Origin of the sequence: Rhodopseudomonas sp. P1, from assembly GCF_039642825.1 — a bacterium.
GTDB lineage: Bacteria > Pseudomonadota > Alphaproteobacteria > Rhizobiales > Xanthobacteraceae > Rhodopseudomonas > Rhodopseudomonas palustris_H.
In genome coordinates this window covers 1,872,177-1,894,127 of record NZ_CP088006.1, presented here as the reverse complement: position 1 = coordinate 1,894,127, position 21,951 = coordinate 1,872,177, and the positions used below count along the sequence as shown (strand labels likewise).

General features: G+C 64.1%; 19 protein-coding genes. 8 read left to right on the top strand and 11 right to left on the bottom strand.

The features are described from left to right. Positions 1-118 precede the first annotated feature (118 nt). From LRC39_RS08810 to LRC39_RS08765, 10 genes are all read right to left on the bottom strand, one after another. Positions 119-1,321, bottom strand: coding sequence for an efflux RND transporter periplasmic adaptor subunit (locus LRC39_RS08810; RefSeq protein WP_346296976.1), 1,203 nt, complete (start codon positions 1,319-1,321; stop codon positions 119-121). After that, positions 1,311-4,505, bottom strand: a complete 3,195-nt coding sequence (locus LRC39_RS08805; protein ID WP_346296975.1) for an efflux RND transporter permease subunit — start codon at positions 4,503-4,505, stop codon at positions 1,311-1,313. The genes LRC39_RS08810 and LRC39_RS08805 overlap by 11 nt, the downstream gene beginning before the upstream one ends. Before the next feature lie 228 nt (positions 4,506-4,733). After that, positions 4,734-5,498 (bottom strand): 2-oxo-tetronate isomerase, encoded by a 765-nt coding sequence (gene otnI, locus LRC39_RS08800; RefSeq protein ID WP_346296974.1) that lies wholly within the window; start codon positions 5,496-5,498, stop codon positions 4,734-4,736. A gap of 260 nt (positions 5,499-5,758) precedes the next feature. Beyond that, positions 5,759-5,959, bottom strand: a complete 201-nt coding sequence (locus LRC39_RS08795; RefSeq protein ID WP_107354920.1) for a hypothetical protein — start codon at positions 5,957-5,959, stop codon at positions 5,759-5,761. A 42-nt stretch (positions 5,960-6,001) separates the two neighbouring features. Continuing rightward, entirely contained in the window at positions 6,002-6,706 is a 705-nt protein-coding gene (locus LRC39_RS08790; protein ID WP_107343729.1) for an ABC transporter ATP-binding protein, read from the bottom strand. Beyond that, positions 6,690-7,424, bottom strand: a complete 735-nt coding sequence (locus LRC39_RS08785; RefSeq protein WP_107354918.1) for an ABC transporter ATP-binding protein — start codon at positions 7,422-7,424, stop codon at positions 6,690-6,692. Before LRC39_RS08785 ends, LRC39_RS08790 begins: the two co-directional genes overlap by 17 nt. Then, the gene (locus LRC39_RS08780) at positions 7,421-8,407 is read right to left on the bottom strand and encodes a branched-chain amino acid ABC transporter permease (protein ID WP_346296973.1); all 987 of its coding nucleotides are present in this window, start codon (positions 8,405-8,407) and stop codon (positions 7,421-7,423) included. The genes LRC39_RS08785 and LRC39_RS08780 overlap by 4 nt, the downstream gene beginning before the upstream one ends. Then, positions 8,407-9,285 carry a branched-chain amino acid ABC transporter permease gene (locus tag LRC39_RS08775; RefSeq protein ID WP_107354916.1) on the bottom strand — a complete coding sequence of 293 codons (879 nt, stop codon included), beginning with the start codon at positions 9,283-9,285 and terminating at the stop codon, positions 8,407-8,409. Before LRC39_RS08775 ends, LRC39_RS08780 begins: the two co-directional genes overlap by 1 nt. A 126-nt stretch (positions 9,286-9,411) precedes the next feature. Then, positions 9,412-10,659 carry an ABC transporter substrate-binding protein gene (locus LRC39_RS08770; RefSeq protein WP_011157474.1) on the bottom strand — a complete coding sequence of 416 codons (1,248 nt, stop codon included), beginning with the start codon at positions 10,657-10,659 and terminating at the stop codon, positions 9,412-9,414. A gap of 57 nt (positions 10,660-10,716) precedes the next feature. After that, the gene (locus LRC39_RS08765; RefSeq protein ID WP_346296972.1) at positions 10,717-11,535 is read right to left on the bottom strand and encodes a putative hydro-lyase; all 819 of its coding nucleotides are present in this window, start codon (positions 11,533-11,535) and stop codon (positions 10,717-10,719) included. Positions 11,536-11,650: 115 nt separating this feature from the next. Here LRC39_RS08765 and LRC39_RS08760 point away from each other — a divergent pair, with 115 nt between their 5' ends. From LRC39_RS08760 to LRC39_RS08745, 4 genes are all read left to right on the top strand, one after another. Continuing rightward, entirely contained in the window at positions 11,651-12,601 is a 951-nt protein-coding gene (locus LRC39_RS08760; protein ID WP_107343723.1) for a LysR family transcriptional regulator, read from the top strand. A 69-nt stretch (positions 12,602-12,670) separates the two neighbouring features. Continuing rightward, entirely contained in the window at positions 12,671-13,921 is a 1,251-nt protein-coding gene (locus tag LRC39_RS08755; protein ID WP_107343722.1) for a Zn-dependent hydrolase, read from the top strand. Positions 13,922-13,959: 38 nt separating this feature from the next. After that, a complete protein-coding gene (locus LRC39_RS08750) occupies positions 13,960-14,874 on the top strand; it encodes an NAD(P)-dependent oxidoreductase (RefSeq protein WP_346296971.1) in 915 nt (304 codons plus the stop codon). Positions 14,875-15,016: 142 nt separating this feature from the next. Continuing rightward, positions 15,017-15,853, top strand: coding sequence for a hypothetical protein (locus tag LRC39_RS08745; protein ID WP_346296970.1), 837 nt, complete (start codon positions 15,017-15,019; stop codon positions 15,851-15,853). A 32-nt stretch (positions 15,854-15,885) separates the two neighbouring features. On the opposite strand, the gene LRC39_RS08740 is transcribed toward LRC39_RS08745, so the two are convergent. Then, entirely contained in the window at positions 15,886-16,899 is a 1,014-nt protein-coding gene (locus tag LRC39_RS08740; RefSeq protein WP_263991700.1) for a tartrate dehydrogenase, read from the bottom strand. 308 nt (positions 16,900-17,207) lie between these two features. Here LRC39_RS08740 and LRC39_RS08735 point away from each other — a divergent pair, with 308 nt between their 5' ends. The 4 genes from LRC39_RS08735 (at position 17,208) to LRC39_RS08720 (ending at position 21,914) form a co-directional block, all read left to right on the top strand. Next, a complete protein-coding gene (locus LRC39_RS08735; protein WP_234822401.1) occupies positions 17,208-18,422 on the top strand; it encodes an ABC transporter substrate-binding protein in 1,215 nt (404 codons plus the stop codon). Between the two features lie 207 nt (positions 18,423-18,629). Then, positions 18,630-19,505 (top strand): branched-chain amino acid ABC transporter permease, encoded by an 876-nt coding sequence (locus tag LRC39_RS08730; protein WP_346296969.1) that lies wholly within the window; start codon positions 18,630-18,632, stop codon positions 19,503-19,505. Position 19,506: 1 nt separating this feature from the next. Further along, complete coding sequence (locus tag LRC39_RS08725) at positions 19,507-20,430, top strand: branched-chain amino acid ABC transporter permease (protein ID WP_107354908.1); 924 nt, start codon at positions 19,507-19,509, stop codon at positions 20,428-20,430. Continuing rightward, on the top strand, positions 20,430-21,914 hold the full coding sequence (locus LRC39_RS08720; RefSeq protein ID WP_346296968.1) for an ATP-binding cassette domain-containing protein: 1,485 nt from the start codon (positions 20,430-20,432) through the stop codon (positions 21,912-21,914). Before LRC39_RS08725 ends, LRC39_RS08720 begins: the two co-directional genes overlap by 1 nt. Positions 21,915-21,951 lie beyond the last annotated feature (37 nt).

The window sequence follows — 21,951 nt, the reverse complement described above, 5'->3', positions numbered from 1 at the left end:
AAGCGAAGCAATCCAGGGACGCCGTGCACCGGGCTGGATTGCTTCGTCGCTGCGCTCCTCGCGATGACGGGCAGAGGGCTTGTCCAATCCCAAAAGTGCGGGATGGGACGCAAGCGCCCTACCCCTTCACGTCCTGCTTCTCCGACGCCGTCGGCTTCCCTGCCTTGGCTGCATCGTCGGCCACCACGCGCACCTTCTCACCGTTGGCGATGCCGTCCGGCGGCGCGATGATGATACGGTCGTCGGCGGTGAGACCGGCCGACAGCTCGATCTCGCGGCCAAGGTCGCGGGCGATGGTGACGGGCTTGAGCTGGACACGATCGTCCGGGCCAACCGTCGCAACACGCAGCCCGCTGCGGTTGAAGATCAGCGCAGAAGCCGGAATGTGAAGCGGCGCCTGATCGCGAGCCAGCGCGAGCTTCACATTGGCGAAGCCGCCCGGCAACAGTTCGCCCTTGGCGTTGTCGAGCCCAAGTTGAATCCGCATCGTGCCGGAGGCGACGTCCACCGCCTGCGAGGACGCTTCAACCGTCGCCGGGAAGGTGCGGCCCGGATATTCCGGCAACGCGATCACGGCCTTGCCGCCGATCCGCACCAGCGGCGCGTAGTTCTGTGGCACGTTGACATAGACGCGCAGCTTGGCGATATCCGACACTACGAACATCGCCGGCCCCGAGCTGGAGCCGGCGTTGATCAGCGCACCGACGTCGGTGTTGCGCTCGGTGACGATGCCGTCGAACGGCGCGGTGATCTTCTTATAGCCGGCAAGCGCTTCGAGCCGTTCGACATTGGCCTGGCCGGAGTTCACCGCAGCTTTCTTGGCGGCAAGATCCGCGGTGCGTTCGTCGATCTCCTGCGCCGAGACGAAGTTCGAGGCCACCAGCGTCTTGCGGCGGTTCAGCGTCGCTTCCGACAGCTTCGCGCTTGCCTGCTGGCTGGCGAGATCGGCACGGGCCTGCAGCAATTGCTGATCGAGGTCCGGCGCCTCGATCTCGGCGATCACTTCACCGGCTTTCACCTTGGCGCCGATATCGGCGCTCCAGCTCTTCACGTAGCCGGAGACGCGCGCGTAGATCGGCGCGCGCGAATACGCCTCCAGCCGGCCCGGCAGATCGAGCGTGGTGGTCGGCGCCTTGCCGTCCGGCCGCGTCACCGCCACGCTGGAGATCGCCTGCTCGTCGGTCCAGGTCCGCAGCTCGGCACTGCTCTTCTCGCGAGCGCTGATGCCGGTGACGACGATCGCGACCGCCCCACAGGCCAGCAACACGCCGGCGATGCCAAGACCGCGACGGGATCTGCGCGGCGGTTGATCAGTGGGCATGCGACATCTCCGGAGCGGGCGCGGCATCGGACGCCGGCTGTTTCTTGTGAACCATGCTGAAAACCACCGGCACGAACATCAGCGTCGCGAACGTCGCAAACAGCAGACCGCCGATCACGGCACGGCCGAGCGGCGCGTTCTGCTCGCCGCCCTCACCGAGGCCGAGCGCCATCGGCGCCATGCCGATGATCATCGCCAGCGCCGTCATCAGCACCGGACGGAATCGGACAAAGCCGGACTCCAGCGCGGCCTGCACCGGATCGCCGAGCACCGCATAGCGTTCGCGCGCGAACGAGATCACCAGCACGCTGTTGGCGGTGGCAACGCCCATGCACATGATCGCACCTGTGAGCGCCGGCACCGACAACGTAGTGCCGGTCGCGAACAGCATCCAAACAATGCCGGCAAGCGCCGCCGGCAGCGCGGTGATGATCACGAACGGATCGGCCCAGGACTGGAAGTTGACCACGATCAGCAGATAGATCAGCACGATCGCCCCGAGCAGGCCGAACAGCAGCCCGGCGAACGCGCTGTTCATGGTCTCGACCTGGCCGAGCAAAACGACCGATGAGCCCTTCGGCACCTCGGCCTTGGTCTCGTCGATCACCTTGCGGATATCGGCCGACACTGCGCCGAGGTCGCGCCCCTGAGTGGTAGCGAAGATCTGCACGATCGACTGGATGTCGTATTGCGACACCACGGCATTGCCGGCGGAGCGCTTGATCTCGGCAAGGCCACCGAGAATGGGCGCACTTGCCGTGGCTGCACCGGAAGCCGAGACCGGAATGGTCTCGAGCTTGCTCAGCGAGTCGACGTGATATTGCGGCGTCTGCATCACGATCGAATACGACACACCGTTCTCGGGATTGAGATAATAGGTCGGCGCCACCTGCGACGAACCGGCCAGATTGACGACGAGGCTGTTGGTAACGTCACGCTCGGTCAGACCGACATATTGGGCGCGGGTGCGGTCGACATCGATATTGAAGGTCGGGTTGTTGGGCGATTGCTGGATGCGGGCATCGGCGACACCTGGGATACGTTTGATCTTGGCCAGCAGCTTACCGGCGTAATCGAAGTTCGCCGGCAAATTGGCGCCGCGGATCTGCAGATCGATCGGCGCCGGCGCGCCGAAATTGAGGATCTGGCTGACGATATCGGCGGGCAGGAACGCGAAGGTCATGCCCGGGAACTGCCGTGGCAGCTGCTCCCGCAGGATCTTCACGTACTCCGCGGTCGGCCGGTGCTCACCCTTCAGCTTGATCTGGATGTCTGCATCTTGGGTGCCGATCACGCCGGTGTTGTTGTAGGTGAGGTTGATGCCCGAGGTCGGCATGCCGATGTTGTCGGTCAGGGTCTCGATCTGATCCGGCGGAATGATCTTGCGGACCGCCTTCTGCACCTCGGCGAGCTGATTGGCGGTCTCCTCGATCCGGGTCCCGACCTGGGTGCGGACATGCATCAGAATCTGTCCGGCATCGACCGAGGGAAAGAAGTTGCGGCCGAGATACGGCACCAGCGCGAACGACAGCGCGACCACGCCGAGGAAGCCGGCGACGAACACCCGGCGATGCCCCATCGCCAGCGTCAGCAGATCGCCATAGCCGTGACGGAACCTGGCGAACACGCCTTCGAACGCCTGCTGAAAGCGCACCAGCGGATTGCGCGACGGCTTCCGGCCCGAGAGACTGTCGTGATGGACGTGCGGCTTCAGCAAATACTTGGCCATCGTCGGCACCAGCGTACGCGACAGCAGAAATGACCAGGCCATCGCGAACATCACCGCTTCGGCCATCGGCACGAACAGATAGCGAGCGACGCCCTGCAGGAAGAACATCGGTACGAACACGATGCAGATGCACAGCAGCGAGACGAACGCCGGCGTCACGATCTGATTGGCGCCGTCAAGGATCGCGGGCTCGACCTCCTTGCCCTGCTCCAGGTGCCAATTGATGTTCTCGATCGTCACCGTGGCGTCGTCGACCAGGATGCCGACCGCGAGCGCGAGGCCGCCGAGCGTCATGATGTTCAGCGTCTCGCCGATCGCCGACAGGCAGATGATGGCACCGAGCACCGACAGCGGGATCGACACAGCGATGATGATGGTCGATCGCCAGCTGCCTAGGAACAAGAGGATCATCACGCTGGTCAGCAGCGCCGCGATCACGCCCTCGACGGCGACGCCGGTGATGGCGCCGCGGACGAACACCGACTGGTCGCCGATCAGCGCGATCTTCAGCGACTCCGGCATGGCATCTTTGACGTCGACGATCTTCTGCTTGATGCCGGCAATGATATCGAGCGTCGACACCGCGCCGGCCTTCAGCACCATCATCAGCACCGAGCGGTTTCCGTCGACATGCACGATGTTGGTCTGTGGCGGGTTGCCGTCGCGCACCGAGGCGACGTCGCGGATGTAGACCATCGCGCCGCCGACCGCCTTGATCGGCAGATTGCCGAGTTCCTCGATCTTCAGCGGCGAGTTGTTGAGCTGAATGATGTATTCGAACTCGCCGATCTTCTGGGTGCCGACCGGGGTGATCAGATTCTGCGCGGCAAGCGCGTTGGCGACGTCCTGCCCCGACAGTCCCCGCGCCTGCAGGGCGCTGGGATCGAGGTCGATCTGGATCTGGCGCTGCTTGCCGCCGAACGGCCATGGGATCGCCGCGCCGGGCACGGTCACCAGCGGGGTGCGGAGCTGATTGATCGCGAGGTCGGCAAGGCTCTGTTCCGTCATCCCCTCGCCCGACAGCGCCAACTGCAGGATCGGCACGGTGGAGGCGGAGTAGTTCAGGATCAACGGCGGCGTGGCGCCGGGCGGCATCTGCTTGAGCAGCGTCTGCGAGATCGCAGTGACCTGCGCATTCGCGGTGCGGATGTCGACATTGGGCTGGAAGAAGATCTTGACGATACCGAACCCGCCATAGGAGTTCGCCACGATGTGCTCGATGTCGTTCACCGTAGTGGTGAGCGCGCGCTGAAACGGCGTCGTGATACGTCCGGCCATCTGATCCGGCGGCAGGCCGGTGTACTGCCAGACGACACCGATAACCGGGATACGAATTTCAGGGAAAATGTCGGTCGGCGTGCGCAGCGCCGCCAGCGGACCGACGATCAGCAGCAGAAGCGCCAACACCACGAACGTGTAGGGCCGGCTCAGTGCGATGCGGACCAGCGCGATCATTCGTCGGGTCGTCCCGGTCTTCTTGTTACGGAAAGGCCGCCTGCCCGGCGGGGCCTTTCTGTTGATTTATCGAAAGCCGCGCAATTAGCCAAGCGTCGCGCAGCCCGCAGCAACGCGACAAACCGCGGGGTCGCTCACTGTTGAGGGGTTTCAGCCGAGCAGTCACGACAGATTGATTGCAGTGCAGCAAACCGACGTGCGCTGGCGGTGCCGTCAGGTTCCGGCGCGCTACGGCTTGAACCAGCCGAGGCCATCCTCGGTCTTGCCGCGCGGCCGATATTCGGCGCCGACGAAGCCGGCGTAACCGAGCCGATCGAGCTCGGCGAACAGAAAGGGGTAGTTCAGCTCCTCGTCGTCCGGCTCATGCCGGGACGGCACGCTGGCGACCTGAATATGACCGATGACCGGCAGCATCGCACGCAGCCGCGTGGTGACGTCGCCGTGCAGGATCTGGCAGTGATAGACGTCGAACTGCAGCTTCAGATTGGGAATGGCCATCTCACAGACAAGCGCGTGAGCATGGTCGACATCGTCGAGGAAGTAACCCGGCGCATCCCGATGATTCAGCGGCTCGATCAGCACGTCGATGCCGTGCGGCGCAAAGAAGTGCGCCGCGACCGCCAGCGACCGCCGAAACGCCAGCGCGGCCGCGCCGTCGCGGCGGTCGGCATTGCCGGCGAGCAGATGCAGCCGCTTCACCCCGGTCGCGAGCGCATAAGGCAGCGCGGTGTGCAGGCTACGCTGAAGTTCGTCGAACCTGTCGGGCAGCACCCCAAAGCCCTTCTCGCCGGCAGCCCAATCACCCGGCGGCAGGTTGAACACTGCTTGAGTCAGCTCGAAGCGGCGCAACTGCTCGCCGATGGCATCCGGGTCGTGCTCATACGGAAACAGAAACTCCACGGCCGTGAAGCCGGCTTTGGCAGCCGCCTCGAAGCGATCGAGGAAAGCGTATTCGGTGAACAGCAAACTGAGATTGGCGGCGAAGCGGGGCATGGCGCATTATCACTTCAGGAGCGAGTCATAGTCTGCGTGTGTGCCGATCCAGAACCACAGCATCCCCTCGTCCACAGGAAGCGCAAGGGCACGATAGCGGAGTCCAACTCGGACGGAGAAGAACTGGCCTACCCGCTTGAAGTGCAGCGAGGGATGGTCCGGATCGGCCTTCAGCAGTGCGAAGTTCTTATCGGCGAGCGCGCGGACCGGTTGCGGAAGCGCGCGATAGGTGGCCCAAAATTTGGAGCTCGCCAGATGCCTCACAGCTCGCGCGAGCGACCATGACGATGCTCTGCCAAAGCTTCGGCAGCAAGCTCGTCCAGTTTTCCGGCACTGGCGTCCCGTTCGATGCGCTCATCAAAACGGGCCGCATCGTATTCGGCGAACCAGGCACGAAACCGCGCCAGCTGTTCGACGGACAGCTGCTCTACAGCCCTCTCGATGTCTTCGACGCTGCTCATATCCTTAGTCTAGCAGAACAGCCGCCTGCTGAGAACCGGCCTCTAGAGCCCCAGATACGCCTTCCGGACGTCCGGGTTATCCATCAGCTCAGCGGCCTTGCCCTGCATCAGGACGCGACCGGTCTGTAGAATGTAGGCGCGGTCGGCGATTTCGAGGCATTCGGCCATGCGCTGCTCGACGATCAGCACGGTCATGCCGGCGTCGCGGATCTTCTTCACCGACTGGAAGATCTCGCTGACCAGCTTGGGCATGATGCCCTGCGACGGCTCGTCGAGCATCAACAGGCGCGGCCGTGTCATCAGCGCGCGGCCGATCGCCAGCATCTGCTGCTCGCCGCCGCTTAATGTCTCGGCACGCTGCTCAAGCCGCTCCTGCAGCCGGGGAAACAGGCTGAATACGAATTCCAGCGGCTTCTCACGGTCGGCTTCACCGCGGTAGAGATAGCTTCCGAGCCGCAGATTATCGTGCACCGAGAGGCGCGGAAACAGCCGGCGGTTCTCCGGCACATAGGCAACGCCGCGCTTGGTGATCAAATGCTGCGGGACGCCGTCGAGCCGCTCGCCGTCGAACAGCACTTGGCCGGAGCGGATCCGCTCGGCGCCGGCGATCGATTTCAGCAGCGTCGATTTACCTGCGCCGTTGGCGCCGGCGACGCAAACGATCTCTCCCTTCTCGACCTCGATCGAAACGTTCGAAATCGCGACCAGCCCCTTATAGGCGGTGGTGACCTCACGCACCGACAGCATGACGATCCCCAAGATAAGCAGTGATGACTTTCGGGTCGCGCACCACGTCGGCCGGCTTGCCTTCGGTGAGCACCTTGCCGAGGTCGAGAACGATGGCACGGTCGACCAGCGGCATGACGATTTCCATGACGTGCTCGACCATCAGCACCGTGACGCCGGCGTCGCGGACGCGGCGCACCAGTTCGACGCCCTTCTCCGCCTCGGTGGGCGTCAGGCCGGTAAGCACCTCGTCGAGCAGCAACAGCTTCGGCTCGGTGGCAAGCGCGCGGGCGACCTCGAGCCGGCGCTTTTCCGACGGGATCAGCTGGCTGGCGAGCACGTCGGCTCGCGCATCCAGGCCGCAGAACTTCAGCACCTCATGCGCCTTGCGCCGCGCTTCGCGCATCACGGTGGTACGGATCAACGCGCCGACGATGACGTTGTCGATCACCGTCATCGACTCGAAGCTCTTCACCACCTGGAAGGTCCGGCCGATCCCTCGGGCGCAGCGCGCGGTGGCCGGCAATTTGGTGACATCCTCGCCGTCGAAGATGATCGAGCCTTGGGTCGGCGGCAGCACGCCGGCGATTAGGTTGAACAGCGTCGACTTGCCGGCGCCGTTCGGGCCGATTAGGCCCACGATCTCGCCGCGTCCGACCTTGATTGAGACGTCGCTGTTGGCGACGAGGCCACCGAAGCGCTGCCAGACGCCGCGGGTCTCCAGAAGTGTCTCGCTCATTGCGGCACTCCCTTGGAAGTCGGACGGCGGGAGAACAGCCCGATCAAGCCTTCCGGCCGCGCCAGCGCGATCACCACGATCACGCTGCCGTACAGGATCAGGTCGACGCCGCGTCCCGAGCCACCGACGAACGACCGCGTCAGCTCGGTCAGCGGAATCAGGATCGCAGCGCCGAGCACCGGCCCCCACAGCGTGCCGATGCCACCGAGAACGGCGGGCAGCGCCATCAGCAGCGAGAACTGGAAGGTCATCACGCTTTCAGGATCGATGTAGGACACGAACATCGCGTAGAAGCTGCCGCCCACCGCAGTGAGGAACGCCGACACCGCGGCGGCGCCCATCTTGGAGTTGAACACCACCACGCCGAGGCTTTCGGCGGCATCCGGATTGTCCTTCACGGCGCGCCACCAGTAGCCCCACTTCGAGTCTTCCAGCCACCAGGTGATCAGCCAGGCGAGGCAGCAGAACACAAGAGCGAAGTAATAGTAAGGCAGCTTGCTGCGGGTGAACTGGAATTTGGCCCAGCTGTCGCCGCGCACCGGGATGTCGATGCCGAGCGCCGCACCGGCCCAATCCCAATTGTGGAACAACAGGAAGCCGATCTCGGCGATCACGATCGTGGCGATGACAAAATAGTGCCCGCGCAGCCGGAAGGTCGGATAGCCGAGCGCCAGCGCGATCACCGAGGAGATAATGCCGCCGCCGATCATGCCGAACCAGGGCAGCACGCCGAGCTTGGTGAACAGCAGTGCCGTCGTGTAGGCACCGAGGCCGAAATACAGCGCGTGGCCGAGCGAGATCTGACCGCAATAGCCGCCCAGGATGTTCCAGCCTTGCGATAAGGCCGCATACATCAGGGTCAGCACCATGATGTTCTGGACGTAGACGTCCTTGATGAACAGCGGCGCGCAAGCGGCGGCGGCGGCGAGCAGAGCGGCGACGATCAGGTCGCGGCGGCGGCGTTTGAGATAAGCCTCGTCCATCAGATCGATCCGAACAGGCCACGCGGCCGAATGAACACAACCAGCAGATAAACGGCGTAGATCCCGATCGACTTCAGCGACGGCGGCAGGATCATCGCGGTGGTCGCCTCGACCAGACCGACGATGATGCCGCCGGCAAAGGCGCCGAACACGCTGCCGAAGCCCCCGAGTGCCACCGTGACGTAGGCGATCAGCGCGAACGAGGCGCCGACATCGGGATAGATGTAGAAGAAGATCGCCATCACGGCGCCGGCGAGCCCGATCAGGGCTGAACCCAGCCCCCAGCCCAAGGCGAACACCTTATTCTTGTCGATGCCGACCAGCGCCACCGCGCCGGCGTCCTCGCGGGTCGCTTCCAAAGCTCGGCCAAAGTCGGTCTTCTTCATAAAGAAGTACAGCGCGCCGAACGCGGCAATCGACACCAGTGCGCCGACCAGCTGCGGCACCGGCAGAAACACGCCGCCGATCTCCAGCGTCTTGCCGCCGAGCCAGGAGACGTTGATGCTGCGATAGTCGGGGGTGAAGAAGTACTGCGCCAGGCCGCGCATCAGGATCGCGAGGCCGAAGGTCGTGAAGATCTGCACCATGCCGATATTGGCTCTGGCTCTCATCGCAAATCTGACGACCAATAGGTAGATCACCGCGCCGAATATGAACATCGCCGCCCCAACGAGTGGAGCGGCGAGGATCGGATCGATCGCGAAGAACGCGAACAGGAAGAAGGTGATGTACATCGCCAACATCAGGAATTCGCCGTGGGCGAAGTTGGTGACGTCCATCAGGCCGAAGATCAGAGCCAGGCCGACCGCGACCAAGCCGTACAGAAGTCCCATCAGCAGACCGCTGGCGAGAGACTGGATGATCGTCGCGGTGGTCAAAGTCCTCTCTCCGTCATTGCGAGCGAAGCGAAGCAATCCAAAACAGGAGCCCAGCGCTGGATTGCGTCGTCGCTAGGCTCCTCGCACAAACGGGCGCACCAAGGTGCGCCCGTTTCAACTCTTGCGTTACGGCATCGGCCAGATCGCGTCGGCGACCGCGGCCTGAGTGGGGAAGATGGTGACGAACTTGCCACCGACATATTGCAGCAGCACCGGGTCGGCGAAGGTGTTCTGGCCGGTCTCGTCGAACTTGACGCGGCTCCACGGCATGATGGTCTGCTCGCCCGGCATGTCGGTGGCGGCCAGCGCGTCGCGGATCTTCTCGCCGTCGGTCGATTTGGCGCGGTTGATGGCGTCGGCCATCACGATCAGGCCCATGAACTGCCGCGACGAGTAGTCGTTGAAGTCCTTGCCGGACTTCTCCTTGTACATGTCGTTGATCTTGCCGACCATCGGCCGCTTCTGCGCAAGGTCGATCGAGAACGAGCCGCGCGAGATCACGCCCGGAATCTTGTCACCGACCGCGTCATACAGCGCCTTCTCGGAGAAGCCGGCGTCCTGCGCCACGATGTTTTTGGCCTTGTAGCCGAGCTCACCCATGGTGCGGATCAACAGAATGCCGTCGGTGGTGTAGCTCGACGGCATCAGCACGTCGGCGTCCGCGGCCTTGAGCTGCTGCACCTCGGCGGTGAGCGACGGCGAGTTGGCGCGATACTTGATGTCCGCCGCGATCTTGTAGCCACGCTCCTGCGCCAGCTTGAGCTGCGCGTTCGACGAGTCGGTGCCGAAGATGGTGTCTTCGTGGAACAGCGCCAGGGTCTCGATCTTCTGGCCCTTCTTCTTCAGCGCATCGAAGAAATCGAACATCGCCTGCGAGAACATCTCGTCGTGCGGAGCCGGCCGGAAATAATACTTCAGGCCACGGCGATGCAGGCTCGGCGAGGAGTTGTCGGCCGACAGGAATGGGACCTGATAGCGCTCGCACACCTGGCTGACGGTGACCGCCACGGCGCTCTGGTAAGTGCCGACGATGGCGCAGACCTTCTCCTGAGTGATCAGCCGCTCGGCTTCGGCGCGGCCCTTCTGCGGATCGGCCTGATGGTCGGCAAACACCAGTCGAACCTTGGCACCGCCAAGGCCCGGAAGGCCCTCGCCGCGCGCCAGCGGCAGATCGAAATCGTACTTGTTGTTGATCAGTTCGGCGGCGGTCTGGAACGCCTTCTGCGCGTCAACGCCGATCTGGGCGCTCGATCCCGACAACGGATAGATCACACCGATGACGACTTCCTTGGTCTCGGCCCGTGCCGTCGCGAACGGCAGCAAAGCGGCGCTGGCCGCGCCGCCGAGAACGAGGTTACGGCGATTGATCTTCATGACGTCTTCCTTTGCTACCAGCGTTGGGAGTGAAGCGGTCAGAGGTTCGGTTCGGCGTTACAGCACGGCAAGGTGCTTGTTCTTCAGGTCGGTGACAAGCATCAATCCGGGCGCGTGGGTAATGGCGAACGGGACTTTAGCGGCGGCAATCACCGCCTGGGGAGTGACACCGCAGGCCCAAAACACTGGTAATTCGTCGGAGCCGATTGGCACCGGGTCGCCATAGTCCGGCTTAGCGATGTCTGCGATCCCGATCGACTGCGGCAATCCGATATGCACCGGAGCGCCGTGAACGGAGGGAAAGCGCGAGGTAATCTGGATCGCCCGGATCGCGTCCTTCGGCTTCAGCGGCCGCATCGACACCACCATCGGCCCGGAGAACGGACCGGCCGGCGCGCACGGGATGTTGGTGCGATACATCGGCACCCGCACCTTCTCCTCGATGTGGCGGATCGGAATGTCGTCCGCGAGCAGCGCCTCTTCGAACGAGAACGAGCAGCCGATCACGAAGGCGACCAGGTCGTCACGCCACTGCGCAAGAATGTCGGTCGGCTCTTCGGCCAGCTCGCCATCCCGCCAGACCCGGTAGCGCGGCAGGTCGGTGCGGATGTCGAGGTCGATTCCGAGCGATGGAATCATCGGGTTGCCGACGTCAGACATACCGACGATCGGGCACGGCTTTGGGTTAAGCTGACAGAAGCGGTGGAAGGCGGCGGCGTATTTTTCCGGCAGGATCGCCAAGTTGCCCTGGACGAAACCGGGCGCCACACCGGCCGTCGTTTCGGCGAGTCCGGCGCGGCAGGCAAGCCGGGCCTGATGGGAAGGAAGCGGCCTTTCGGCGTCGTGGAACTGTTGCTCTGCCGCAAAAACAGTCATTCGCTCGTCCTGCCTAGTCTCTCGACAGTAGAGGAGCGGAAGCCTAGTATAATGTCTAATCTTTGTTTCTGATCGGAAACAATAAACCTGTCTTATCGACCAAAGGAGTCGACCGATGGTGGACTTCAAAGCGCTCGAAACATTCATCTGGGTCGTCACGCTCGGCAGCTTCCGCGGCGCAGCGCAGAAGCTGAACACAACCCAGCCGGCGATCTCGCAGCGGATCGCGCAACTGGAGCGGGAGCTCGGGGTCAGGCTGCTACAGCGCGACCACCGGGTCGCCTCACCGACGCCGAGCGGCCGGCAATTGATGCTGTATGCCGAAAAGCTGATCCGGCTGCGGACCGAGATGATGGCGGCGGTGAGCGATCAGTCGAGTATGCGCGGCGTGCTGCGGCTGGGCGTCGCCGAAACGATCGTCCACACCTGGCTGCCGCGGCTGATCGAACAGGTGAACCGGGTCTATCCCAATCTGTCGCTGGAAATCGAAGTCGACATCACGCCCAACCTGCGCGCGCGGCTGCTCGCACAGGAGATCGAGCTGGCGTTCCTGCTCGGCCCGATGACGGCCTCGACCGTGCGCAGCCGGGTGTTGTGCGAATATCCGATCGGCTTCCTCGCCAGCCCGTCCCTCGGCCTCGGCAACGGTCCGCTGACTGTAGGGGATCTGGCGAAATTTCCGATCATCACCTTCCCGCGCAAGACGCAGCCTTATGAGATCGTGCGCTCGCTGTTCAATAAGCCGGAGCTGCCGCCGATCCGCCTGCATGCGTCGGCGTCGCTTGGCACGGTGATCCACATGGCGATCGAAGGCCTCGGCATCGCGGTGATCCCGACCGCGATTGTGGAGAACGAACTCGCCGAAGGCCGGCTGCAGCTGTTGCAGACCAACCTGAAGATCTCGCCGCTGCGGTTCTCCGCCAGCTGGCTCGCTTCGCCCGACACGGTGGCGATCGAGCGCGTTGCCGAGCTCGCAGCCGAGATCGCACACACCGGCGGCTTCATGCCCGATCCTGCAATGCAGCTCCGCGATATTGCCCACGTCGTTGAACCGGCGATTGGTTGACGCGCGCCCAGCCGGCTTGACACACTTTCGTTCTGCCTCGCGCGTCCGCGCTGACTTTCCGGAGTGACTATGACCAAGACTGCCTCGAACCTGCAGATCGATTCCTCGCGGCTGTGGGACACCATCCTCGGCACCGCGCAGTTCGGCGGCACTCCAAAGGGCGGCGTCAAGCGGCTGACGCTGTCGGCGGAAGACAAGCAGGTGCGCGACTGGTTTCGCCAGGCGTGCGAGCAGGCAGGGCTTGAGGTCAGCATCGATTCCCTCGGCAACATGTTCGCGCTGCGCAAGGGCCGCGACATGACCAAGCCGCCGATCGGCCTCGGCTCACATCTCGATACTCAGCCGACCGGCGGCAAGTTTGACGGCATCCTCGGTACCCTCGCTGCCCTCGAAGTGATCCGGACGCTCAACGACGCCGGCATCGAGACCGAACTGCCGCTGTGCATCACCAACTGGACCAACGAAGAAGGCTCGCGGTTCGCCCCGGCAATGATGGGCTCGGCGGCGTTCGTCGGCGACTTCACGGTCGAGGACGTGCTGTCGCGTAAGGATGCAGCCGGCATCAGCGTCGCCGAAGCACTCGACGGCATCGGCTATCGCGGCGACAAGCCGGTCGGCGCCCAGCCGTTTACCGGATTCATCGAACTGCACATCGAGCAGGGCCCGATCCTGGAAGCGGAAGGCAAGACCATCGGCGTGGTCGATCACGGCCAGGGCGTGCTGTGGTACGACGGCAAGATCACCGGCTTCGAAAGCCATGCCGGATCGACGCCGATGCATCTGCGCCGCGATGCGCTGGCGACGCTGTCGGAGATCGTGCTGGCGGTCGAAAAGATCGCAACCGAGCTCGGCCCCAATGCCGTCGGCACCGTCGGCGAAGCGGTGATCGCCTCACCGTCGCGCAACGTCATTCCCGGCGAGATCGCCTTCACCATCGACATGCGTAGCGCCGATGCGGCGATCATGGATCAGCTCGACCAGCGGCTGCGCGCTGCGGTTGCCGAGATCGCGCCCCGGCGCAAGGTCGAGGTCGCGCTCGATCTGGTGTGGCGCAAGGAGCCGACGCACTTCGATCCTGCCCTGGTCGGCAGCGTCGAGAACGCCGCCAACGCCCTCGGCTATCAGAACCGCCGCATCACCTCCGGCGCCGGCCACGATGCCTGCAACCTCAACACTCGAATTCCGACCGCGATGATCTTTGTCCCGTGCAAGGACGGCATCAGCCACAACGAACTCGAAGACGCGACCCAGCCCGACTGTGCAGCCGGTGCCAACGTGCTGCTGCACACCGTGCTGTCGCTCGCCGGCGTCGCCAAGTAATCGCCGGCAACACCAGCAGATTTCGGGGGGAGATCACAATGCACGCGGTGTTCGTCGACGCCAGCGATACGCTTGCCGAGCTGATGGAGCGCATGGCGACGCCCGGCGATCCACCAGTGAAGATCCACCGCGACCCGGACGTCACACCCGAGCAATTGCCGGATGTGCTGGCCGGCGGCGCCATCGCGATGATCGACCACACCTATCTGCCGACCGAAATCGCACGGCGCTGCACCGGGCTGAAGCACGTGGTGTTTCTCGGCACCGGCGCCCGGAGCTACATGAACGTCGAAGAGCTCGCCGAGCTCGGCATCGAGGTTCACCTCATCCGCGGCTACGGCGACACTGCGGTTGCAGAAGGGACCATCGCGCTGATGTGGGCGGCGGCCCGTAATCTTGCGATCATGGATCGCGAGATGCGGCACGGGCAATGGCTGCGTGAGGACGGCATGCAGCTCACCGGCAAGACCCTCGGCCTGATCGGCTTCGGCGGCATCGGCGCCGAAGTAGCGCGGATCGCTTACGGCTCGGGCATGAAGGTGATCGCCTGGAACAGGAGCACGAAGCAGATCGACGGCGTCAGCTTCGTCGATCTCGACACCCTGCTGCGCGACAGCCACGTCGTTTCGATGCATCTGTTGCTCAATGACGAGACCCGCGGGTTCCTGTCGCGCCAGCGGATCGCCGCGATGCGGCCGGGCGCAATCCTGGTCAACACCGCGCGCGGCGCCCTCGTCGATGAGGCCGCGATGATCGACGCGCTGCGCTCCGGACACCTCCGCCATGCCGCGCTCGACGTGTTCGACATCGAGCCGCTGCCCGCCGACCATCCCCTCACCGACCTGCCCAACGTCACGCTCTCGGCGCATTCGGCCTTCCGTACCCCGGAGGCGAGCGACAACCTCATCGCAGCGGCGCGCGCGCATTGCCGGCGGATCGCGGCCGCCAGCTAGGTCCTAACAGCGGCAATTAATTACCGCAGAATGCAGGGATGGGCGGCCCGCTTCCGCGAGAGCCGGCGCCTCTGCCTGATCCGAATCAACGGCACGCGAACTAAGTCTGTGCGATACTTACGAATCGCACGGAGTCATTCCCATGAAGGATTGGTACGCGATCTTCGCCCTCGCTGTGGTCATCATCATCGGTTCTGCCGCCGGCCTCGTCGGCACGCTGGCATTCCTGCTGGCTTTCTTTGTTACGTGGTACTTGCTCTCCGCGCGAGAACTGGGCTTCGCCCAGGCACGCGCCTCGTTCGGCGTTCGGTTCGATCCGCCGATCTGGACCCGCAGCAAATGGCAGTGGCTCGAGCGACTGTTCGACGACAGCGACAAGCTGTTGAAGGCGGCTGCGGTCGCGATGATCGTGATGGCCAGTACGCTGATGGTCGGCGCGCCGATCACCTTGCTCGTGGCTGTCCTAATTGCCGCCTATCTCGCGTTCAGCATCCACCGCGACGGCCCCACGCCGCCGCGACGCGTGGTGCGGATTCACGATGCCGGCGCAGACGTCTCGGCACACGCAAACCGCAATACTCCGCTTCCGCCGCCCAACAACACGCAGAGCTCGGCAGTGCTGGCTCCGGCCGTGACGCCGGTTCAGCCCGTAGCTGAGCCGGCCCCACTCCTGCTGCGGACGTCGACCCGCATCGTCGCGCCGCGGCCGCGGGAGGTCACCAAGCCGCGGCCCTCGCAAAACCGCCGGCCCGTTGCACGCGGCGCCCGTAAGGCGGCAAGCAAGCGTCAGCAGCGTAAAACGACCCACAATCGGGTTCGTCCGCTTCCGCCGCTGCCGAGCCGCAAGCCCGGCTACGCGATCGCGCTGAAGCCGCGCCGCCCGCTCCGGCAGCCGCCGCAGATCCGGCAGCGGCGCCGCGTCCGCAAGCCGATGACGCTGGTCCGGGCCAGCGCAGCAGGGGCGTCACCGACCCGCTGACGCCGGCTTCTGCGTGCTTCCCAGCGGAGCGCTTACTCCACCATCTCGGCCACGCCCTTACCGCAGGCCGAGGTGTCGGCCTGACCGCCGAGATCACGGGTGCGGAGCGTGCGCTCCTCCAAGGTGCGTTCGATCGCCTTGACGATCGAATCCGCCGCCTGCTTCTCGCCGAGGTGCTCCAGCATCATCGCGCCCGACCAGATCATCCCGATCGGATTGGCGATGCCTTGGCCGGCGATGTCCGGCGCCGAGCCATGCACCGGCTCGAACACGCTCGGGAAGTCGCCTTCCGGATTGATGTTACCCGACGGGGCAATTCCGATCGTGCCGGTGCAGGCCGGGCCGAGGTCGGACAGGATGTCGCCGAACAAATTGGAGCCCACCACCACGTCGAACCAGTCCGGATGCAGCACGAAGTGCGCCGTGAGGATGTCGATGTGGTACTTGTCCCACTTCACCTCCGGGTAGCTCTTGGCCACCGCTTCGACCCGCTCGTCCCAATACGGCATCGTGATCGAGATGCCGTTCGACTTGGTCGCCGAGGTGAGATGCCGCTTCGGCCGCGACTGTGCCAGCTCGAACGCGAACTTCAGAATGCGGTCGACGCCGACACGGGTCATCACCGACTGCTGGGTGACGAACTCACGCTCGGTGTCCGGGAACATCCGCCCGCCGACCGAGGAGTATTCGCCCTCGGTGTTCTCGCGCACCACCCAGAAATCGATATCTCCCGGCTTGCGGCCGGCGAGCGGCGACGGCACCCCGGGCATCAGCCGCACGGGACGCAGGTTGACGTACTGATCGAACTCGCGGCGGAACTTGATCAGCGAGCCCCACAGCGAAATGTGGTCCGGAATCTTCGCCGGCCAGCCGACGGCACCGAAGAAGATCGCGTCATGCCCGCCGATCTTCTCCTTCCAGTCGTCCGGCATCATCTGGCCGTGCTTTTCGTAATAATCGTAGCTGGCGAAATCGAAATGGTCGAACGCCAGTTTGACCCGATGCTTCTTCGCGGTCGCTTCGAGCACGCGCAGTCCTTCCGGCATCACTTCCTTGCCGATGCCGTCGCCTGCGATCACGGCGATGCGATACTGATCCTTGCTCTGATTCAACTCGGTTCCCCTTTGTGTCGCGCGTGGCGCGGTTTCATCTGGCCCAAAGTACGTTGGCGTTCAACGCTGCGCTGCACATAGCGAATCCGCGTGAATGCGAAAGCATTGTGCTTGCCTGCGACAAAACGCGCGCTACACTTTTCGTGGCTGATCAACAAGCCGCCGGCCAACGCGCCACCAAACAAAGACAATAAAGAGGAAACGCCATGTCTCCAGCCCCCTCGAATGTCCGTTCGTGGTCGATGCGCGCTATGGTCGCCGCGACTGCGCTCGGATTCGGTGCTTCGTCGGCACTCGCAGCCGACCCGATCAAGATCGGCGTGATCGCCGAAGCGCAGGCGATCGCCGGCGCGTCGATTCCGCAGGCCGCGCAGCTCGCCGCTGAAGAAATCAACGCCAAAGGCGGCATCGACGGCCGCAAGATCGAGATCGTCAGCTACGACAACCACTCTTCGTCCGCCGATTCAGTGCGCGCCTTCCAGCGCGCCGTGAATGAAGACAAGGTCAACGCGGTGATCGCCAGCTACATCTCGGAAGTTGTGCTGGCTCTGATGCCCTGGGCGTCTCGACTCAAAACGCCGTTCGTGACGCCTGGCGCCGCGTCGAACGAGATCACCAAGGCGGTCAACAAGGACTACGAAAAGAACAAATACACCTTCCACGGCTATCTGACCTCGGGCGAACTTGCCCAGTCGGTGTGCGATGCCGCGAAGGATCTGCTGGTCGACGCCCGGCAGATGAAGACCGCCGTGATCATGAGCGAGGACGCCGCCTGGACCAAGCCGCTCGACGTCGGCTACCAGGAGTGCCTGCCAAAGGTTGGGCTCAAGGTGCTCGACCACATCCGGTTCTCGCCCGACACCACGGATTTCACGCCGATCTTCAATAAGATCGAAGGCTCGAAGCCGGACGTGATCATCACCGGCATCTCGCATGTCGGCGTCCAGCCGACGGTGCAGTGGAAGAACCAGCAGGTGCCGATCCCGATGTTCGGCATCGCCTCGCAGGCCACCAACGAAACCTTCGGCAAGGACACCAACAACGCGTCCGACGGCGTGCTGTATCAGGGCGTGTCGGGCCCCGGCGTCGCGGTGACGTCGAAGTCGGTGCCGTTCGCCGAGAACTTCAAGAAGAAGTACGGCAACTATCCGTCCTACGCCGGTTACACCGCCTATGACGAGGTCTATTACATCGCCGAAGCGGTGAAGCGCGCCGGCTCCACCGACGGCGAGAAGCTGGTCGAGGCGCTGGAAAAGACCGATTACGAAGGCACGATCGGCCGCGTCCAGTTCTACGGCAAGGACGAGCCGTTCACCCACGGCCTGAAATACGGCAAGGGCCTGCTCACCGGTCTGATGCTGCAATGGCAGGACGGCAAGCAGGTCGCGGTGTGGCCGCCGGAAGTGGCCAAAGCCAAGATCAAGTTCCCGGCCTTCATCAAGGCTGCCGCGAACTGACGATGAACCCAATGCTCCCGGACGGAAACGCCGGGAGCATTTTTGCATCAACGTCCTCCTCCTCACGTTTGTCATTCCGGGGCGCGGGCGCAGCCCGCGAACCCGGAATCCATAACCACCGCTGGGGTTATGGATTCCGGGCCCGCGCCAAAAGGCGCGTCCCGGAATGACGAACGTGAGATCAGACAGACTGGACATGAATCCGTAATGCTCGCCCTGCAAATCCTGATCGACGGTTTCGCCATCAGCGCGCTGTATGCGCTGGGCGCGACCGGGTTCACGTTGATCTTCGGCGTCTCCGGCGTGCTCAACCTGTCGCATGGCGCCATCATGGTCGCCGCCGCGGTTGCGGCCTGGGCAGCGTCGAGCACGTTCGGCGTCGGCAGCTACGCCGGCGCGCTGATCGGCATCGCCACCGCGCTGGTGATCGCGCTGCTCACCTATTTCGCGGTGGTGCAGCCGATCCAGCGCTCGCGGCGGATCGCCAATGAGGAGAAGGAAATCTTCGTCCTCACCGGCACCCTGCTGTGGGGCATCATGATCCAGGAGGCGATCGCTTACTTCTTCACCAACAACGCCAAGACCGTGCTGCCGATCGTCAACGGCGTGGTCGAGATCTTCGGCGTCCGCACCCCGCGCAACGAGATCTTCACCGCGGTGGTTTGCTGCCTGGTGATCGCGCTGCTGTGGCTCTTGGTGAACCGCACCAAGATCGGCAAGGCGGTGCTGGCAGCATCGATGAACCCGCGCGGCGTCACCCTGCTCGGGCTCGAACTCACCAACATCTATGTCGTGGTGTGGATCATCTACGGCGTGCTCGCCGGCATCGCCGGCGTGCTGCTCGGCATGTTCCTCGGGGTGTCGTCCTACAGTGTCGGACCGCTGACCGCGAGTGCGTTTTCGATCGTGGTGCTCGGCGGGCTCGGCAGCGTCTCCGGCTCGCTGATCGCCGCCTTCGTGGTCGGTTATCTCGAAACCTTCACCGCCTACATGATTTCGCCGGCCTACCGCACCATCCCGGCGCTGCTGCTGTTGGTCACGGTGATGTATCTGCGGCCTCAGGGCCTGCTCGGGAGGCGCTGAGATGGGGTTCTTCACGTCACGATTGTTCTGGATCGCGCTGCTGGTGGTCGCAGTCGCCTCGACACTGCCGCTCTATGTCTCGGGCTACATTCTCGGCCTGCTGACGGTGGCGTTTTATTTCGGCGTATTCGCGATGGCCTGGGACCTGTTGTTCGGCTTCGCCGGCGAGGTCAATTTCGGCCCCACCTTCCTGATCGGCGTCGGCGCCTACACCGCCGGCATCATCAACAATCAATACGGCCTGTCGCCGTATTTCTGCATTTTCATCGGCGCGATGGCCTCGGTGGTCGCCGGCTTCATCCTGGCGCTGCCGGCGCTAAGGGTGCGCGGGCCGTATTTCGGCCTGACCACCCTGGTCGCGGTGCTGATGTTGCAGAACTTCATCGTGGTGTTTGCCGACCTCACCGGTGGTGAGATCGGACTGACCATTCCGGACGTCATCACCATCAACGCCGGCGCCAATTACTGGATCGCGCTCGGCTTCATGACGGTGAGCGGCGCGATCCTCTACGGCCTGTCGCAATCGCCGATCGGCCTGGTGTTGCAGGCCTCGGGCCAGGATCCGGTCCAGGCCGGCGCACTCGGCTTCAACATTGTCAAGCACAAGCTGTTCGCGTTCGTGGTCAGCGCCTTCTTCTCCGGCCTGTCCGGCGCGCTCTTGGTGTTCTACTTCGGCACCGCCTCGGTCGGCACGGTGGTGGACGTCGCAGTCGGCGTGAACGTGATTGTCGCCGCCGTGCTCGGCGGGCGACGCACCGTGATCGGCGCTGCGCTCGGCGCGGTGTTTCTGATCGTCGCCGGCGAATTCCTGCGCCCGACCGGCGAACTCGCCACCTTCATCGTCTCGGCGATCGCTCTGCTCGTCGTGCTGTTCTTCCCCGGCGGCTTCCTCGGAGCGGCCATGTCGCGTGAGGCCAGGACTTGATGGACGCCGTCTCCAGCAACTTCGCTCCCACCCTCGAAGTCCGCGGTCTGACCAAACGGTTCGGCGGCCTGACCGCAGTCAAGAACCTGTCGTTCGACCTGCGCGCCGGCGAGATCTTCGGCCTGATCGGACCGAACGGGTCGGGCAAATCCACCGCGATGAAATCGATCATGGGGATCGAACGCCCGACCTCTGGTGAGGTCGTGTTTCAGGGCGAGAACGTCGCCGGCCTGCCGGCGCACAAGATCGCCCGCAAGGGCTTCGGCATGGTGTTTCAGCATTCCCGGCCGCTGAACCGGCAGACCGTGCTGGAAAACATCATGGTGGCGCTGCTGCCGGACAGCCTGCTGGCGCTGTTTCATGATCGCGCGCTGGTCGAACGCGCCGAGGCGATTGCCGAACGCGTCGGCCTCGGCGCGGTGATGCGGCGGAAGCCGCCGACGCTGCCGTTCGCCGACCTGCGCCGCCTCGAATTGGCCAAAGCGATCGCGCGCGATCCCAAGGTGGTGCTGGTCGACGAGCCGTTCGCCGGCCTGACGCTGGCAGAGGTCGGCACTTTCTCCGAACTGATCGCCGGCTTCCGCGATGAAGGCCGCGCGGTGCTGCTGGTGGACCACAACGTCAAGAGCGTCGCCGCGCTGGTCGACCGCGTGCTGGCGATGTATCTCGGCGAAGAGATCTGCACCGGCGCCGCCGGCGAGGTGATGAAGAACGAGACGGTGCGCCGGGTGTATCTCGGTGGCGCGATCGAGACCTCGGCACGGCCGGAGACCAGTTTCCACGACAAGGTGCCGCTGCTGCAGGTCGAGAACGTCAACGTGTTCTACGGCAAAGCCCAGGCGCTGGAGAACGTCTCGATCCACGTCCACGAGGGCGAGTTCGTCTCGGTAGTCGGCCTCAACGGCGCCGGCAAGACCACGCTGTTCAACACCATCTCCGGGCTGCTGCCCTACACCGGCGCGATCAAGCGCGGCGGCGAAGTCCTGCGCGGCACCTCGGCGGCCAAGATCGCCCGCGACGGCATCGTGCAGTGCCCGGAATCCCGCGAATTGTTCGGCGAAATGACGGTGCGCGAAAATCTCGATCTCGGCGGCTATCACCTCGCCGACGACGTCCGCGACAATCAGATCGAATGGCTGTTCGATCTGTTTCCGATCCTGCGGGAACGCCATGGCCAGCTCGCCCAGACCTTATCCGGTGGCGAGCAGCAGATGCTGGCGATCGGCCGCGCGCTGATGATGCAGCCGAAGATCCTGATCCTGGACGAGCCGACGCTCGGGCTCGCGCCGGTGATCCTTGAGCAGCTGTCGAAGGCGCTGGAGAAGCTGCGCCAGACCTCGTCGATCACCGTGCTGCTCGGCGAACAGAACGTCACCTTCGCGCTGCCGCACGCGGACCGTGTTTATATGCTCGAACATGCCCGCATCGTCTGGGAAGGCGATCCGGCGCGCTTTGCCGCCGAGGCCGGAGAGGGCTATCTGTAACGGCGGCGTCCGGCCGAACCGGACCTCACCGAAGGGC

Coding starts and splice junctions, on each gene's coding strand:
- LRC39_RS08810 (WP_346296976.1), bottom strand. CDS start 1,321: ATGCCCACTGATCAACCGCCGCGCAGATCCCGTCGCGGTCTTGGCATC.
- otnI (WP_346296974.1), bottom strand. CDS start 5,498: ATGCCCCGCTTCGCCGCCAATCTCAGTTTGCTGTTCACCGAATACGCT.
- LRC39_RS08730 (WP_346296969.1), top strand. CDS start 18,630: ATGCTCGCCCTGCAAATCCTGATCGACGGTTTCGCCATCAGCGCGCTG.
- LRC39_RS08745 (WP_346296970.1), top strand. CDS start 15,017: ATGAAGGATTGGTACGCGATCTTCGCCCTCGCTGTGGTCATCATCATC.
- LRC39_RS08785 (WP_107354918.1), bottom strand. CDS start 7,424: ATGAGCGAGACACTTCTGGAGACCCGCGGCGTCTGGCAGCGCTTCGGT.
- LRC39_RS08805 (WP_346296975.1), bottom strand. CDS start 4,505: ATGATCGCGCTGGTCCGCATCGCACTGAGCCGGCCCTACACGTTCGTG.
- LRC39_RS08735 (WP_234822401.1), top strand. CDS start 17,208: ATGCGCGCTATGGTCGCCGCGACTGCGCTCGGATTCGGTGCTTCGTCG.
- LRC39_RS08780 (WP_346296973.1), bottom strand. CDS start 8,407: ATGGACGAGGCTTATCTCAAACGCCGCCGCCGCGACCTGATCGTCGCC.
- LRC39_RS08765 (WP_346296972.1), bottom strand. CDS start 11,535: ATGACTGTTTTTGCGGCAGAGCAACAGTTCCACGACGCCGAAAGGCCG.
- LRC39_RS08790 (WP_107343729.1), bottom strand. CDS start 6,706: ATGCTGTCGGTGCGTGAGGTCACCACCGCCTATAAGGGGCTGGTCGCG.
- LRC39_RS08750 (WP_346296971.1), top strand. CDS start 13,960: ATGCACGCGGTGTTCGTCGACGCCAGCGATACGCTTGCCGAGCTGATG.
- LRC39_RS08760 (WP_107343723.1), top strand. CDS start 11,651: ATGGTGGACTTCAAAGCGCTCGAAACATTCATCTGGGTCGTCACGCTC.
- LRC39_RS08770 (WP_011157474.1), bottom strand. CDS start 10,659: ATGAAGATCAATCGCCGTAACCTCGTTCTCGGCGGCGCGGCCAGCGCC.
- LRC39_RS08725 (WP_107354908.1), top strand. CDS start 19,507: ATGGGGTTCTTCACGTCACGATTGTTCTGGATCGCGCTGCTGGTGGTC.
- LRC39_RS08795 (WP_107354920.1), bottom strand. CDS start 5,959: ATGAGCAGCGTCGAAGACATCGAGAGGGCTGTAGAGCAGCTGTCCGTC.
- LRC39_RS08720 (WP_346296968.1), top strand. CDS start 20,430: ATGGACGCCGTCTCCAGCAACTTCGCTCCCACCCTCGAAGTCCGCGGT.
- LRC39_RS08755 (WP_107343722.1), top strand. CDS start 12,671: ATGACCAAGACTGCCTCGAACCTGCAGATCGATTCCTCGCGGCTGTGG.
- LRC39_RS08740 (WP_263991700.1), bottom strand. CDS start 16,899: ATGCCGGAAGGACTGCGCGTGCTCGAAGCGACCGCGAAGAAGCATCGG.